The organism is Streptomyces sp. NPDC000345, assembly GCF_042898825.1.
Classification (GTDB): Bacteria; Actinomycetota; Actinomycetes; order Streptomycetales; family Streptomycetaceae; genus Streptomyces.
The window spans coordinates 115,146-130,094 of the sequence record NZ_JBIAZE010000010.1 but is presented as its reverse complement, the minus strand read 5'-3'; the positions used below and the strand labels follow the sequence as shown (position 1 = coordinate 130,094).

Below are 14,949 nucleotides of genomic sequence, written 5' to 3'. Positions count from 1 at the left end.
ACATCCGTGAACGACGGGGGAGCGAAGAAGTGCTCGGCGTGTCAGAAGCACCTTCCGGTCGGCGCATTCGCGAGCAACAACTCCAGGCCTGACGGGCTTCAGGCCAACTGTCGCGAATGCGCCGCGGAGTACTACCGGCGCCGGCGGGAAGCTCGGGGCAGGACGGTCCGCGTGAAGGTTCCGGTTCCTCGGGGCCACAAGCGGTGCCCGCAGTGCGAGCAGGTCAAGCCCTACTCCGGGTGGGAGCGCAACAAGTCGTCCTCGGATGGCTGGTCGAGTTACTGCCGTGAGTGTCGTGCCGAGCGGAACCGGATCAGCTACTTCCGACGCAAGTACGGCCTGAGCCCGGCCGAGTTGGAAGCGATGGTCGCAGAGCAGCACGGCGTCTGCTGTATCTGCCCAGCGGCTCCTGCGGAGCATGTGGATCACTGCCACGAGACGGGTAGGGTCCGAGGCGTACTGTGCTTCAGCTGCAACGCTGCACTGGGGCAGTTCAGGGATCGGCCCGACGTCATAAGGCGGGCTGCGACATACGTGGAAGGAAACGCGTGGAAGCCAACACTCGTAGCACCGGGCGTCTACCAGCTGCCTTCCTGACGCCTGGGTCCTCGTCCTTCATGGACTTCCTGTCCGAGCACCAGCCGGAGCTGCTGCCCGGAAAGCGTCAGCTGCCCCCGACGCAGGGCGTGATCGAGGCCCCGCACGGGACGACGATCGTGGCCGTCACGTTCCCCGGTGGCGTGGTGCTGGCCGGTGACCGGCGGGCGACGATGGGCAACGTCATCGCGCAGCGGGACATCGAGAAGGTGTTCCCGGCGGACGAGTACTCGGCCGTCGGTATCGCCGGCACGGCCGGTCTGGCCGTGGAGATGGTGAAGCTGTTCCAGCTGGAGCTGGAGCACTTCGAGAAGGTCGAGGGCGCGCAGCTGTCGCTGGAGGGCAAGGCGAACCGGCTGTCGACCATGATCCGTTCCAACCTGGGCATGGCCATGCAGGGTCTGGCCGTGGTGCCGCTCTTCGCCGGGTTCGACGTGGACCGCGGCAGGGGGCGGATCTTCTCGTACGACGTCACGGGCGGTCGTTCCGAGGAGCACAATTTCGCCGCGACCGGGTCGGGCTCGATCTTCGCGCGCGGGGCGATGAAGAAGTTGTTCCGTGGCGATCTGTCGGAGAGCCAGGCCACGACGTTGGTGGTGCAGGCCCTGTACGACGCGGCCGACGACGACTCGGCGACGGGCGGTCCCGATGTCGCGCGCCGGATCTATCCGATCGTCACCGTGATCACCGAGGACGGTTTCCGCAGGCTGACGGACGAGGAGTCGTCCGAGATCGCCCGTTCGATCCTCGAGCGCCGTCTGGAGCAGCCGGACGGTCCGCGTGCGGCGCTGCTCTAGCGGTCGGTTCCGTTCTCATCGCAGGTGATCCAGTGATTTCGACAGAAAGGGACGGATAACCGGTGTCGACGCCGTTCTATGTCTCACCCCAGCAGGCGATGGCGGATCGCGCGGAGTACGCGCGCAAGGGCATCGCTCGTGGCCGCAGCCTGGTTGTGCTGCAGTATGCCGACGGCATTGTGTTCGTCGGTGAGAACCCGTCCCGTGCGCTGCACAAGTTCAGCGAGATCTATGACCGGATCGGTTTCGCGGCCGCCGGTAAGTACAACGAGTACGAGAATCTGCGGATCGGTGGTGTGCGGTACGCCGACCTGCGTGGTTACACCTATGACCGTGACGATGTGACCGCGCGCGGTCTGGCGAACGTGTACGCGCAGACGCTGGGCACGATCTTCTCCTCGGCGGGTGAGAAGCCGTACGAGGTGGAGCTGGTCGTGGCGGAGGTGGGCGAGACTCCGGACGGTGACCAGATCTATCGGCTGCCGCATGACGGTTCGATCGTGGACGAGCACGGTTCGGTGGCGGTCGGTGGTAATGCCGAGCAGATCAGCAGCTACCTGGATCAGCGTCATCAGGACGGCATGAGTCTGGCCGAGGCGTTGAAGCTGGCGGTGCAGGCGCTGTCCCGGGACACGAACGGTACGCAGCGGGAGATTCCGGCGGAGCGGCTGGAGGTCGCGGTGCTGGACCGTACGCGGCCGCAGAAGCGGAAGTTCAAGCGGATCGTGGGTCGTCAGCTGTCGCGTCTGCTGGAGGCGGACGGCGCGGCGACGGAGGCGGAGAGTTCCGAGGAGGAGAGCTCCGGGGAGGAGTAGGCCGCCCTCGTCTTCACCCTTTTCTGTGCCCCGGCCGGTGGACGGCCGGGGCACAGGGCGTTTCAGGAGGCGCCTGGTGGGGCCGTGGAGGCCCGTACGACGAGGTGGACGGGGATGTCCCCGGCGTCGGGAGTGCGGCCGTCCAGGACGGCGAGGAGGGCTTGCATGCCGCGTTCGCCGAAGAGTTCGGCGTCGAGCCGGACGGTGGTGAGTTCGGGGTCGAGGGCGGCGGCCAGGGCGATGTCGTCGACGCCGGTGACGGAGACGTCGTCGGGGATGCGCAGGCCCCGGCGGCGCAGGGCCTTGTAGACGCCGGCGGCGAGTTTGTCGTCGTCGCAGACCACGGCGGTGGGGTGGGGGCCGGGGGTGTCCAGGGCGGTCTCGGTGGCGGCCAGGGCGCCTTCGATGGTCATGGGGGTGTGGGCGGTGCGCAGGGTGGTGCCGGGGATCGCGGCGACGCGTGCGGCGAGTTCGCGGGCGCGGATGTCGAAGGTCCAGGAGGGGATGTCGGCCGCGAGGTGCAGGAAGTGGCGGTGGCCGAGGCCGAGCAGGTGGTCGGCGACCTGGCGGGTGCCGTCGGTGATGTCGAGGTTGACGGTGGCGGCGCCGAGGCTGCCGGTGGGGTCGCTGTCGAGCATGACGAGGGGGAGCTGGTCGCCGCGGATGGCGGTGAGGGCGTCGGCGGCCATGGAGGAGGCGATGACGCCGTCGAGGGCGGCCTGGGCGGAGGCGAAGGGGTCGCGGGCGGGGCCGATGCCTTCGGGGGAGGGGTAGAGGACGACGCCGAAGCCGTGGTCGGCGGCGACGCGTGCGGCGCCGGTGTAGACGCCGGCGAAGAATTCGGTGGTGAGGGCGGGGACGACGAGGAGGACGGTGCGGGTGTGGCCGAGGCGGAGGTTGCGGGCGGCGAGGTTGGGGCGGTAGCCGAGTTCGCGGGCTGCTTCTCGGACGCGTTCGGCCGTGGTTTCGGAGACGCGGCCGCGCCATTTGTCGCCGAGGACCAGGGAGACGGCGGCTTGGGAGACTCCTGCGGCCTGGGCGACGTCGCGGCTGGTGGGGCGGGTGTTGCCTCGTGCCACCGGGGGCGTGCTCCTTCTTCTGGACGGGTGAACAGCGCTCATGGTACGTATGACGAGAGGCGTTATACGTAAAACTTCGGGGTGGCTCACCGCCCCGGTCGAGCCGACGGAGGCGGGATATTTGGCCGCGGGTTACCTGGAGATCCTCAGGGCGAGGCACGCCGCCCGGCTGCTGACGGGCACGCTCGTCGGCCGGCTGCCCTGTGCCACCGCCGCCATCGCGGTCGTGCTCTTCGTGCGGGCCGAGGGCGGCACGTACAGCCTCGCGGGCGCGCTGGCGGCGGTGTACGGGGTCGCCAACGCGGTCGGGCAGCCCCTGCTCGGCCGGCTGGTGGATCTGCACGGACAGCCGCGCGTCCAGTTGCCCGCCGCGCTCGCCTCGGCGCTGGCGATGGCGGTGTTCGCCCTGGCCGGCCTGGACCCGCTGCCGCTGGCCTACGCGGCCGTCGCGGCCGCCGGGCTCTTCACACCGCCCCTGGAGGGCGGTCTGCGGGCACTGTGGCCGAGTGTCCTGCGCCGCGAGGACCAGGTGCACACCGCGTACGCCCTGGACGCGGTCGCCCAGGAGGTGATGTTCACGGTCGGCCCGCTGCTGGTGACCGTGTGCGTGGCGCTGTGGTCGGCGCAGGCCGCGCTGCTCGTCCTGAACGGTGTCGGGGTGCTGGGGGCGCTCTCGGTGGTGGTGTCGCCGCCCTCGCGCGCGTGGCGCTCGGCGCCGCGGGAGGCGCACTGGCTCGGCGCGCTGCGCTCGCCGGGTCTGCTGGTGCTCCTGGGCGCCTTCCTGTTCGTGGGCATGGCGCTCGGTTCCATCACGGTCGCCTCGGTGCCGTACGCGGACGAGCACGGCGGGGACGCGGTGTACGGCTGGATGATGGCGGCCCTGGGTCTGGGGGCGCTCGTCGGCGGGATGGGGTACGGGGCGCGGCAGTGGGCGGGTGCGCCGGAGCGGCGGCTGAGGGTGCTGGTGGCGTTTCTGGCGGTGTGTTACCTGCCGCTGATGCTGATGCCGGGCGCGGTGGCCATGGTGGCGTTGACTGCGCTCGCGGGGGTGTTCCTGGCGCCGTCGATCGCCTGTGCGTTCGTCATCGTGGACCGGCACGCACCGCGGGGGACGGTCACGGAGGCGTTCTCGTGGCTGGTGACCACCTTCACGGTGGGCGCGTCGGTCGGAACGGGCCTCGCGGGGCCTCTCGTCGAGGAGGGCGGCGCGCTGTGGGGGTTCGCCGCGCCGGCTGTCGCGGGTGCCGTGTCCTTGCTGGTTTTGCTGGTCACGGGGCGGGTACTGGCGGCTCCTGTGGGAAGTGCGGTGGTTGCGTCTTCACCGGAAAATGATCCAAACCGTGCTGCCGAACCCCGTTTCAGTTCAGGGGATCGGGCGTAATGTTCAGTCATGGACCGCCGCATTTTCGGGCTGGAGAACGAGTACGGCGTCACGTGCACGTTCAGGGGACAGCGCCGCCTGTCGCCTGACGAGGTGGCGCGGTACCTCTTCCGCCGTGTCGTGTCATGGGGCCGTAGCAGCAATGTCTTTCTGCGGAACGGCGCCCGCCTCTATCTCGACGTGGGATCACATCCGGAATACGCGACACCGGAATGTGACAACGTGACCGAGTTGGTCACCCACGACAAGGCCGGCGAGCGCATTCTCGAAGGACTCCTGGTGGACGCGGAGCGACGCCTGCACGAGGAGGGAATCGCGGGCGACGTCTACCTCTTCAAGAACAACACCGACTCGGCGGGCAACTCATATGGTTGCCACGAGAACTACCTGGTGGCCCGGCACGGGGAGTTCTCCCGGCTCGCGGACATCCTCATTCCGTTCCTGGTGACCCGGCAGCTGCTGTGCGGCGCCGGCAAGGTGCTGCAGACGCCCCGTGGGGCGGTCTACTGCGTCAGCCAGCGGGCGGAGCACATCTGGGAGGGCGTCTCCTCGGCGACGACCCGCTCCCGGCCCATCATCAACACGCGGGACGAGCCGCACGCGGACGCGGAGCGTTACCGCCGACTGCACGTCATCGTGGGCGACTCGAACATGTCCGAGACGACGATGCTGCTGAAGGTCGGCGCGACCGATCTGGTGCTGCGCATGATCGAGGCGGGCACGGTGATGCGGGATCTGACCCTGGAGAACCCGATCCGGGCGATCCGCGAGGTCAGCCATGACATCACGGGCCGGCGCAAGGTGCGTCTGGCGAGCGGGCGTGAGGCGTCGGCGCTGGAGGTGCAGCGCGAGTACTACGAGAAGGCCGTGGACTTCTGCGAGCGCCGCGGCATCCGTACGGGAACGGTCGAGCAGGTCCTGGAGCTGTGGGGCCGCACGCTGGACGCGATCGAGTCGGAGGATCTCGACCGGATCGGCACCGAGATCGACTGGGTGATGAAGTACAAGCTCATCGAGCGGTACCGGGCCAAGCACAACATGACGATGTCGCATCCGCGCGTGGCGCAGATAGACCTCGCCTACCACGACATCCACCGTCGTCGTGGTCTGTACTACCTGCTGGAGCGCAAGGGCCAGGCTGCGCGGATCTGCAACGACCTGAAGATCTTCGAGGGCAAGTCGGTGCCCCCGCAGACCACTCGGGCGCGGTTGCGCGGTGACTTCATCCGGCGGGCGCAGGAGCAGCGCAGGGACTTCACGGTGGACTGGGTCCATCTGAAGCTCAACGACCAGGCGCAGCGCACCGTGTTGTGCAAGGACCCGTTCCGTTCGGTGGACGACCGGGTGGAGAAGCTGATCGCCGGTATGTGAGCGGCACGTTCCGGAGGATCCCCGGAACGCAACGCGGGCGCCGTACGTTTCCCGTACGGCGCCCTTCTCACGCCGTAGAGTTGCGCGCACGCCCTTCACAAGATCGACCGATTACGAGGCCCTCATCGTGCGCCGACGCTCTCTCCTCCTTGCCGCCGTACCCGCCGGACTGGTCACCCTGTCCGCGTGCGGTGACGACAAGTCCGACTCGAGCAAGGCGAGCGACTCCGCGTCGCCCTCGGCTTCCCAGACGTCGGCCGCGCCTCCGCCGAAGATCGTGGACGGTCCGTTGCCGGCGATCACGGCGGGTGTGAAGTTCGGTGAGAAGCCGACGGTGGCCAAGGGCAGCGGTGATCCGTCGGACCAGCTCGCGGTGAAGACGGTGATCGCCGGCAGTGGTCAGACGGTCGCGGAGAAGGACTTCATCTGGGCGAACTATCTGGGGCAGATCTGGGACACCGCGAAGGTCTTCGACAACTCCTACGACCGCAAGACGCCGCTGTTCATCCAGCTCTCCCAGGGCAGCATCATCGACGGCTGGCGCTACGCCCTGACGGGGAAGAAGGTCGGCAGCCGGGTGGAGTTCTCGGTGCCGCCGACCTGGGGTTACGGCAAGGAGGGCCAGTCGCAGGCCGGGATCAAGGGCACCGACACGCTGGTGTTCGTGGTGGACCTGGAGGACACGTTCAACTCCAAGAGCTCCGCGAAGGGCACGGACGTCCCCCAGGACGACGCCAAGCTTCCGACGGTCGGCACGAACACCGACGGGAAGGCGCCTTCCGTCAAGATCCCCAAGGTGGACCCGCCGAAGGAGCTGGTGGCCAACTATGTGATCGAGGGTGACGGCGCGAAGGTCGCGGCGGACAGCACGGTGGTCGTGCAGTACGTCGGCGTCGTCTGGGACACCGGCAAGGAGTTCGACTCCTCGTACAGCCGCAACGCGCCGACGTCGTTCTCGCTGCAGCAGGTCGTCAAGGGGTGGGCGCAGGGTCTGACCGGCAAGAAGGTCGGCAGCCGGGTCCTCGTGGTGATCCCGCCGTCGCTGGGTTACGGCGACAATCCGCCGAGTGGCAGCGGCATCGAGAAGGACTCCACCATGGTGTTCGTGGTGGACATCCTCGCGGCGTCGTGACGCCTTCCGGGATGAAAGACTGTCCGTGTTGCCTTTCCGTAGACAAGCAGGAGCAGTGACGTGAGCAACGAGAAGCCCGAGATCGACTTCCCCGGCGGCGAGCCCCCGGCGGACCTCGAGATCAAGGACATCTGGGAGGGCGACGGCGAGGTTGCGCAGGCCGGTCAGACCGTCACCGTCCACTACGTGGGTGTCGCCTTCAGCACCGGCGAGGAGTTCGACGCCAGCTGGAACCGTGGCACGCCGTTCCGCTTCCCGCTGGGTGGCGGCCGTGTCATCAAGGGCTGGGACCAGGGCGTTCAGGGCATGAAGGTGGGCGGCCGCCGCCAGCTGACCATCCCGGCGCACCTGGCCTACGGCAACCAGAGCCCCACCCCGGCGATCAAGCCCGGTGAGACGCTGATCTTCGTCGTGGACCTGCTCGGCGTCTGATCGCCGCAGACCGGTCCCGACCACCTGGGGTCCATGCCCGCGCGGGCATGGACCCTCGGCTTTTGCGGGGGGACCGCGGGGCGGTACGGTCGTCGATCGTAAGCACAAAAGGGGAGGCGAAGGGCGTCGATGGCCATTGCCAAGGCCGAGCGGCTGATGAACCTCGCGCTGTGCCTGCTCGGGACGCGCAGGCCGCTGAGCAAGCGTGAGCTGCGCGATTCCATCGAGGCCTATGTCGAGGCCTCGAGGCCGGGCCGGGGGGTGAGCGCCAGGCCGGATCAGGGTGCGGCCGGTTCGGACGACTCCTTCAACCGGATGTTCGAGCGGGACAAGGACGATCTGCGCGAGCTCGGCCTGGTCATCGAGACCGTGGAGAGCCTGGACGGCGAGATCGGTTATCTGGCCCGCCGGGACAGCAACCGTCTGCCGCCGATCACTCTGGATGCCGAGGAGGCGGCCGCCCTGGGCCTGGCCGCCAAGGTGTGGCAGCAGGCCCGTCTCGCGGGCGCGGCCAGCGGCGCCCTGCAGAAGCTGCGCGCGGCCGGCCTGCCCGAGGACGTGGACCCGTACGGCGCGCACGGCGCGCTGGAGCCGCGGATCCCGGTGCACGAGGCGGCGTTCGAGCCGCTGATGCTGGCCTGCCGCGACCGCCGGCCGGTCGTGTTCGACTACCGCAAGGCCACCGCCGCCCGTCCCGAGACCCGGCACGTCGAGCCGTGGGCCCTGGAGTGCTGGCGCGGCCACTGGTATCTGGCGGGCTTCGACCGGGACCGGGGTGCCGAGCGGGTGTTCCGGCTGTCGCGGATCACCGGGAAGGTGCGCTCGCGCGGCGCGAGCTTCACCGCGCCCGTCCCCGACGTGGTCACCGTCCGGGAGACCGTCGCGAGCTGGGCGGGGGAGACCGCCGACCGCAGCGCGCTGATCCGGCTGCGCGCCGGTGCCGGGTACCCCCTGCGGGCGAAGGCCACCGCGGTGCGGGAACTCGGTGACGGCTGGGACGAGTTGGAGATTCCGTACGGGCACGGGCTGGACGCCTGGCTGGTGGAGTTCGGGCCGGACGTGGTGGTCCTGGAGCCCGCCGAACTGCGGGCGGACGTCGTGGACCGGCTACGGGCCGTGGCCAAGGGCTGAGGGGGAGCGGAGCAAGACAGTGGCAGGCAAACCGGTCAGGCCGGCGAACGCGATCGACCAGACGCGGCGGATGCTCTCTCTGGTGACCTATCTCAGGGAGCGTCCCGGGGCGCGGATCGAGGACGTGGCGCGCGCCTTCGGCATCACCGAGGACGAGCTGGTCTCGGACCTCGACGTGCTGCCCATGTGCGGCACCAGCTTCCGCGGCGGGGATCTCCTCGACATCGACACCGACGGCGAGCGCATCTGGTGGCACAACCCGGCCGCCCTCGGCGCGGAGGCCGCCGAGCCGCTGCGGCTCGCCGCGGACGAGGCGACCGCGCTGCTGGTGGCCGCCCGCGCGGTGGCCACGCTGCCGGGGCTGCGCGAGGGCGACCGGCAGGCGCTGCTGCGGGCGACGGCCAAGGTGGAGACCGCCGCGGGCGAGGCGGCCGGGGCCAGCTCGCGGCTGTCGGTGACGTTCGAGTCCGAGGGAGGGGTCTTCGCCGACGTCGACCGGGCCATCTCCGAGCGCCGGCGGCTGTGGATCCGCTACTACTCGCCCGCGCGCGACGAGGTCACCGAGCGCGAGATCGACCCCATCCGCCTGGTCAGCGTCGGGCACACGTATGTGGAGGCCTGGTGCCGCCGGTCCGAGGCCCGGCGGACCTTCCGGCTGGACCGGGTCGCCGAGATCCGCATTCTCGACGAGCCGTCGGCGCCGCCCGAGATCGAGCTGCGGGATCTGTCGGAGGCGCTGGTGCAGCCGGCCGCCGAGGACCCGGAGGTCGTCGTCGAGGTCGGTCCCGGCGGCCGCTGGGTCGCCGAGTACTACCCGCACGACAGTGCCGATGAGCTTCCCGACGGCGGGCTGCGTATCACTCTGCGCACGCCCGACCCGGCCTCGCTGAGGCGGCTGGCGCTGCGGCTCGGACGCGACGGCCGGATCGTCTCGCCGCCGGACCTCGCCGACAGCGCCCGGCGGGCCGCCCGCGAGGCGCTGGCGGCGTACGACGGGGTCGAGGCGCAGGGAGTGGCCGGCGGGCCGCCGGCTTCCGGCGCCGGACAGCGGGACGGGCAGCGGGACGACAGGCGGATCGACGGGCAGTTCGACGGGCGGGAGCAGCTGTGAGCGAGTCGGTGACGTCCGGTGCGCGGGGCATCTCGGTGGCCTCGGCGTTCGCGGGCATGCGGAGCGTGGCCCCCGTGATGTTCAGGGCCGGGTGCCCGGACTGCCGCGGCCGCTTCGAGCTCACCGCCGGTGCCCTGCGGCTGGCCATCGGCGCCACCAGCCGTACCACCTTCTACTCGTTCACCTGCCCCGACTGCGGCGCGGCCGTCCGCAAGCCGGCGGGGGAGCGGATCGTGGAGCTCCTCACCGGCGGCGGGGTGCGGACCCTGCGCCTGCACACGCCGTAGCAGGGTCTAGGCTCGGCGTCATGTTCTGGCCGATGTTCGCGGTAGCCGTGGGTTTCGTGGGTCTCGCCGTCCTCGCGGTGTTCGCCGTCCGGGTCTTTCTGGAGGCGCGGCGGCTGGGCCTGCAGGTCGCGGAGTCCGCCCGCCGTATCAACCGGGCCGCCGAGGACCTCGAGCGGGCGTCGCTGAGCGCGGCCCGTGCTGTCGACTCGCTGTGAGCGGCGCTGTGGTGACCCTTGCGCGGGGCTGTGGCGCTTCTGTGAGTCGGGCGCCTCATGCGTTTTGGACCACTTCGCCCTCCCGCCCCGGCGGTGCGGACGGGTACGCTGCTGATCGCGGCCCGGAGAACGAGGCCCGGACCGCGGACCGGGAGTACGCACGGGGATTGCCTCACGTTTACCCCTGAGCGTTACGATCGCTGCCAGCACGATCGTTCGGACACTTGTCCGACCGGTCGGACGCAGCACCCCCACCCAGCCGCCTCGGTGAGAAGGTAAAGACTTATGTTCGGAAGGCTCGGCGCTCCCGAGATCATTCTCATCCTCGTCGTCATCATCCTGCTGTTCGGCGCGAAGAAGCTTCCGGACATGGCCCGCTCGCTCGGCAAGTCCGCGCGCATCCTCAAGAGCGAGGCCAAGGCGATGAAGGAAGAGGGCAGCAGCACCGCCACCCCGGCGGGCCCGCCGAACAACGGCGAGCAGCCCCCCGCGCAGCGCACCATCCAGGCCGCCCCCGGCGATGTGACCAGCTCCCGCCCGGTCACCGAGCCGACGGACACGACCAAGCGCTGACGCAGGGCCGGTGACCTCCGGCCCGCCGCACGAGATGGGAACGTGGGTTGCTGAAGTCTGCCCGCAAGCAGGAGAAGGACCCCGAGGGGCGGATGCCCCTCGCGGATCACCTGCGTGAGCTGCGTAACCGGCTCGCCAAGGCGATGCTGGCCATTGTTCTTGTGACGATCGTCGCCGCTTTCTTCTACAAGGACATCATCGAGTTCTTCACGAACCCGATTCTGAACGCGGTGGGGTGTGACTCGACCTTCTCCGAGCTGGCGCAGCAACGCAGCGGCACCTGCGCCCGCATCGTCCTGAACGGTCTGCTCACCCCCTTCACCCTCGCCCTCAAGGTCTCCCTGATGGCGGGTGTGATCTTCGCGTCGCCCGTGTGGCTCTACCAGCTGTGGGCCTTCGTCGCGCCCGGCCTGCACAAGCACGAGCGCAAGTACGCCTATGCCTTCGTCGGGACGGGCGTCCCGCTGTTCATCGGCGGTGCCTTCTTCGCGTACAAGACGCTGCCGACGATGGCGAAGGTGCTCCTGGAGTTCTCTCCGGCGGACCTGGACAACCAGCTGCCGCTGGACGATCTGCTGGACCTGATCGTCCGCATGGTGCTCGTGTTCGGTCTGTCCTTCGAGCTGCCGCTGCTGCTGGTCATGCTCAACCTGACGGGGGTGCTGACCGGTCAGCGCATGCTCGGCTGGTGGCGGGCCATGATCATCGGCATCACGGTCTTCGCGGCCGTGGCCACGCCCAGCACCGACCCGCTCACCATGCTCGCGCTCGCCGGACCCATCTGGATCCTCTACTTCTGCGCGACCGCGTTCTCCCTGCTGAACGACCGCCGCAAGCGCCGTCGCGACGCCTTGGGCCCCGCCGACGACGAGGCCTCCGAGCTGGACCTGACCCCCGAGGACATCGGCGAGGTCGAGTCGGTCTCCGCCTCGCGCGCCCTGCCGGAGCAGGCGACCACGGAGCGGGTCAACGGGTACGACGACGTGACCTGATCCAGGGTGTGAACGGATACGGCCGGGGCGCTCACGCAGCGCAGCCGGCCGTCTTCGTCTTCGCCCCTGAACTGCGCGATCACAGGTTTCACCGGCCCCGATCCGGATAATGATCGTCCTGTTGTCAGTGGCTCCCGGTACGGTGGAAAGCACGATGACAGAGGACCTCTCACCGGCCGAGCGGTACGCGGCGGCGCGCAGGCGTGCCGCTGAGCAGGCCACCGCGCTCGCTTCCTTCCGCGAGATGTACGACTTCGGGCTCGACCCCTTCCAGATCGAGGCGTGTCAGGCACTCGAGGCGGGCAAGGGCGTGCTGGTGGCCGCCCCCACCGGCTCGGGCAAGACGATCGTGGGCGAGTTCGCCGTCCACCTCGCCCTCCAGCAGGGCAAGAAGTGCTTCTACACGACCCCCATCAAGGCGCTGTCGAACCAGAAGTACTCCGACCTGTGCCGTCGTTACGGCACCGAGAAGGTCGGCCTGCTCACCGGCGACAACAGCGTCAACTCCGACGCCCCCGTGGTCGTGATGACCACCGAGGTCCTGCGGAACATGCTGTACGCCGGCTCGCAGACCCTCCTCGGCCTCGGATACGTGGTGATGGACGAGGTGCACTACCTCTCCGACCGCTTCCGGGGCGCCGTGTGGGAGGAAGTGATCATCCATCTTCCCGAGTCGGTCACCCTGGTCTCGCTGTCCGCGACCGTGTCCAACGCCGAGGAGTTCGGCGACTGGCTGGACACCGTCCGCGGGGACACCGAGGTGATCGTCTCCGAGCACCGGCCCGTGCCGCTGTTCCAGCACGTCCTCGCCGGGCGGCGGATGTACGACCTGTTCGAGGAGGGCGAGGGCCACCGCAGGGCCGTCAACCCCGACCTCACCCGCCTGGCCCGTATGGAGGCCAGCCGCCCCTCGTACCAGGACCGCAGGCGCGGCCGCAACACCCTGCGCGAGGCCGACCGGGAGCGGGAGCGGCGCCAGCGGTCCCGGGTGTGGACGCCCGGGCGGCCCGAGGTCATCGAGCGCCTCGACGCCGAGGGCCTGCTGCCCGCCATCACCTTCATCTTCAGCCGCGCCGCCTGCGAGGCCGCCGTCCAGCAGTGCCTGTACGCCGGGCTGCGGCTCAACGACGAGGAGGCGCGGGCGGAGGTCCGTTCCCTCGTCGAGGAGCGCACGGCCGCGATCCCGCGCGAGGACCTGCACGTCCTCGGCTACTACGAGTGGCTGGAGGGCCTGGAGCGCGGTATCGCCGCCCACCACGCGGGCATGCTGCCGACGTTCAAGGAGGTCGTCGAGGAACTGTTCGTGCGCGGCCTCGTCAAGGCCGTGTTCGCCACCGAGACGCTGGCGCTGGGCATCAACATGCCCGCGCGCTCCGTGGTGCTGGAGAAGCTCGTCAAGTGGAACGGCGAGCAGCACGCCGACATCACCCCCGGCGAGTACACCCAGCTCACCGGGCGCGCCGGCCGGCGCGGCATCGACGTCGAGGGCCATGCGGTGGTGCTGTGGCAGCGCGCCATGAACCCCGACCACCTCGCCGGGCTCGCGGGCACCCGTACGTACCCGCTGCGCTCCAGCTTCAAGCCGTCGTACAACATGGCGGTCAACCTGGTCGAACAGTTCGGGCGGCACCGCTCCCGGGAACTGCTGGAGACCTCGTTCGCACAGTTCCAGGCGGACCGCTCGGTCGTCGGGATCTCCCGGCAGGTGCAGCGCAACGAGGAGGGACTGGAGGGCTACAAGGCCTCCATGACCTGCCACCTCGGCGACTTCGAGGAGTACGCGCGCCTGCGCCGCGAGCTGAAGGACCGTGAGACCGACCTGGCCCGCCAGGGCGCCGCGCAGCGGCGCGCCGAGGCCGCCGTCGCGCTGGAGAAGCTGAAGCCGGGGGACGTCATCCACGTGCCCACCGGCAAGTACGCCGGTCTGGCCCTGGTGCTGGACCCGGGCCTGCCCGCCGGGCGGGCCAACGGCCACCGCGGCTTCGAGGCGCACGACGGGCCGCGCCCGCTGGTGCTGACGGCGGAACGGCAGGTCAAGCGGCTGGCGTCGATGGACTTCCCGGTGCCGGTCGAGGCGCTGGAGCGGATGCGGATCCCGAAGTCGTTCAACCCGCGTTCGCCGCAGTCGCGTCGGGATCTGGCGTCCGCGCTGCGTACGAAGGCCGGGCACATCCCGCCGGAGCGGGCCCGCAAGAAGCGGTCCCAGGCCGCCGACGACCGGGAGATCGCCCGGCTGCGGACGGCGATCCGCGCGCATCCCTGCCATGGGTGCGACGAGCGTGAGGATCACGCCCGCTGGGCCGAGCGCTACCACCGGCTGCTGCGGGACACCTCGCAGCTGGAGCGGCGCATCGAGGGACGCACGAACACCATCGCCCGTACGTTCGACCGGATCGTGGCGCTGCTGACCGAGCTCGACTATCTGCGCGCCGACGAGGTCACCGAGCACGGCAAGCGGCTGGCCCGGCTCTACGGCGAACTCGATCTGCTGGCCAGCGAATGCCTGCGCGCGGGCGTCTGGGAGGGGCTAGCCCCGGCCGAACTGGCCGCCTGCGTCTCGGCGTTGGTCTACGAGTCCCGGGTCGGGGACGACGCGATGGCACCGAAGCTGCCCGCCGGCAAGGCCAAGGCCGCGCTCGGGGAGATGGTCCGGATCTGGGGGCGGCTCGACGCCCTGGAGGAGGACTTCCGGATCAGCCAGACCGAGGGGGTCGGGCAGCGTGAGCCCGATCTCGGGTTCGCCTGGGCCGCGTACATGTGGGCCTCCGGCAAGGGGCTCGACGAGGTGCTGCGGGAGGTGGAGATGCCGGCCGGGGACTTCGTGCGGTGGTGCAAGCAGGTCATCGACGTGCTCGGCCAGATCTCCGCGGCGTCTCCCGCGGAGGGCTCCACGGTGGCGAAGGCCGCGCGCAAGGCGGTCGATCAGTTGCTGCGGGGTGTCGTCGCCTACTCGTCCGTGGGGTGAGCTGTCGTCCGGCGGGTGCGGGGAGAGGGGGCGGGTCGCGCCCCCGCGGCGGAGCCGCACCCCCCGCGCCC

General features: G+C 70.0%; 15 protein-coding genes. 14 read left to right on the top strand and 1 reads right to left on the bottom strand.

The features are described 5' to 3' along the window. The first annotated feature begins 6 nt into the window (after nt 1-6). The 3 genes from ACFY30_RS24500 to prcA all read left to right on the top strand — a co-directional run bounded on the left by ACFY30_RS24500 (nt 7) and on the right by prcA (nt 2,209). Nucleotides 7-597 (top strand): endonuclease VII domain-containing protein, encoded by a 591-nt coding sequence (locus ACFY30_RS24500; RefSeq protein WP_390847272.1) that lies wholly within the window; start codon nt 7-9, stop codon nt 595-597. Then, nucleotides 549-1,394 (top strand): proteasome subunit beta, encoded by an 846-nt coding sequence (gene prcB / locus ACFY30_RS24495; protein ID WP_390847271.1) that lies wholly within the window; start codon nt 549-551, stop codon nt 1,392-1,394. Before ACFY30_RS24500 ends, prcB begins: the two co-directional genes overlap by 49 nt. Before the next feature lie 62 nt (nt 1,395-1,456). Continuing rightward, nucleotides 1,457-2,209, top strand: a complete 753-nt coding sequence (gene prcA, locus ACFY30_RS24490) for a proteasome subunit alpha (protein ID WP_390847270.1) — start codon at nt 1,457-1,459, stop codon at nt 2,207-2,209. A 62-nt stretch (nt 2,210-2,271) separates the two neighbouring features. On the opposite strand, the gene ACFY30_RS24485 is transcribed toward prcA, so the two are convergent. Next, nucleotides 2,272-3,288, bottom strand: a complete 1,017-nt coding sequence (locus ACFY30_RS24485) for a LacI family DNA-binding transcriptional regulator (protein WP_390847269.1) — start codon at nt 3,286-3,288, stop codon at nt 2,272-2,274. A 121-nt stretch (nt 3,289-3,409) separates the two neighbouring features. On the opposite strand from ACFY30_RS24485, the gene ACFY30_RS24480 reads away from it, so the two are divergent. The 11 genes from ACFY30_RS24480 (at nt 3,410) to ACFY30_RS24430 (ending at nt 14,878) form a co-directional block, all read left to right on the top strand. Beyond that, nucleotides 3,410-4,669 carry an MFS transporter gene (locus ACFY30_RS24480; protein ID WP_390847268.1) on the top strand — a complete coding sequence of 420 codons (1,260 nt, stop codon included), beginning with the start codon at nt 3,410-3,412 and terminating at the stop codon, nt 4,667-4,669. A 9-nt stretch (nt 4,670-4,678) separates the two neighbouring features. After that, on the top strand, nt 4,679-6,040 hold the full coding sequence (pafA, locus tag ACFY30_RS24475) for a Pup--protein ligase (protein WP_390660779.1): 1,362 nt from the start codon (nt 4,679-4,681) through the stop codon (nt 6,038-6,040). A 127-nt stretch (nt 6,041-6,167) separates the two neighbouring features. After that, entirely contained in the window at nt 6,168-7,172 is a 1,005-nt protein-coding gene (locus tag ACFY30_RS24470) for an FKBP-type peptidyl-prolyl cis-trans isomerase (protein ID WP_390847267.1), read from the top strand. A 60-nt stretch (nt 7,173-7,232) separates the two neighbouring features. Further along, nucleotides 7,233-7,604 (top strand): FKBP-type peptidyl-prolyl cis-trans isomerase, encoded by a 372-nt coding sequence (locus ACFY30_RS24465; RefSeq protein WP_390660781.1) that lies wholly within the window; start codon nt 7,233-7,235, stop codon nt 7,602-7,604. Nucleotides 7,605-7,733: 129 nt separating this feature from the next. Continuing rightward, the gene (locus ACFY30_RS24460; RefSeq protein WP_390660782.1) at nt 7,734-8,735 is read left to right on the top strand and encodes a helix-turn-helix transcriptional regulator; all 1,002 of its coding nucleotides are present in this window, start codon (nt 7,734-7,736) and stop codon (nt 8,733-8,735) included. 19 nt (nt 8,736-8,754) lie between these two features. Further along, a complete protein-coding gene (locus ACFY30_RS24455) occupies nt 8,755-9,846 on the top strand; it encodes a helix-turn-helix transcriptional regulator (RefSeq protein WP_390847266.1) in 1,092 nt (363 codons plus the stop codon). After that, nucleotides 9,843-10,133, top strand: a complete 291-nt coding sequence (locus tag ACFY30_RS24450; RefSeq protein WP_390660784.1) for a hypothetical protein — start codon at nt 9,843-9,845, stop codon at nt 10,131-10,133. Before ACFY30_RS24455 ends, ACFY30_RS24450 begins: the two co-directional genes overlap by 4 nt. Before the next feature lie 20 nt (nt 10,134-10,153). Next, nucleotides 10,154-10,348 (top strand): hypothetical protein, encoded by a 195-nt coding sequence (locus ACFY30_RS24445; protein WP_390847265.1) that lies wholly within the window; start codon nt 10,154-10,156, stop codon nt 10,346-10,348. Nucleotides 10,349-10,633: 285 nt separating this feature from the next. Beyond that, nucleotides 10,634-10,921 (top strand): Sec-independent protein translocase subunit TatA, encoded by a 288-nt coding sequence (gene tatA, locus ACFY30_RS24440; protein ID WP_390847264.1) that lies wholly within the window; start codon nt 10,634-10,636, stop codon nt 10,919-10,921. Between the two features lie 47 nt (nt 10,922-10,968). Then, nucleotides 10,969-11,913 (top strand): twin-arginine translocase subunit TatC, encoded by a 945-nt coding sequence (tatC, locus tag ACFY30_RS24435; RefSeq protein WP_390847263.1) that lies wholly within the window; start codon nt 10,969-10,971, stop codon nt 11,911-11,913. A gap of 109 nt (nt 11,914-12,022) precedes the next feature. After that, nucleotides 12,023-14,878 (top strand): DEAD/DEAH box helicase, encoded by a 2,856-nt coding sequence (locus ACFY30_RS24430; RefSeq protein ID WP_390847261.1) that lies wholly within the window; start codon nt 12,023-12,025, stop codon nt 14,876-14,878. Nucleotides 14,879-14,949: the final 71 nt, after the last annotated feature.

Excerpts from the sequence above, each read along its gene's own strand:
- tatA (WP_390847264.1), top strand. The coding sequence starts at position 10,634 with ATGTTCGGAAGGCTCGGCGCTCCCGAGATCATTCTCATCCTCGTCGTC.
- pafA (WP_390660779.1), top strand. The coding sequence starts at position 4,679 with ATGGACCGCCGCATTTTCGGGCTGGAGAACGAGTACGGCGTCACGTGC.
- ACFY30_RS24460 (WP_390660782.1), top strand. The coding sequence starts at position 7,734 with ATGGCCATTGCCAAGGCCGAGCGGCTGATGAACCTCGCGCTGTGCCTG.
- ACFY30_RS24445 (WP_390847265.1), top strand. The coding sequence starts at position 10,154 with ATGTTCTGGCCGATGTTCGCGGTAGCCGTGGGTTTCGTGGGTCTCGCC.
- ACFY30_RS24430 (WP_390847261.1), top strand. The coding sequence starts at position 12,023 with ATGATCGTCCTGTTGTCAGTGGCTCCCGGTACGGTGGAAAGCACGATG.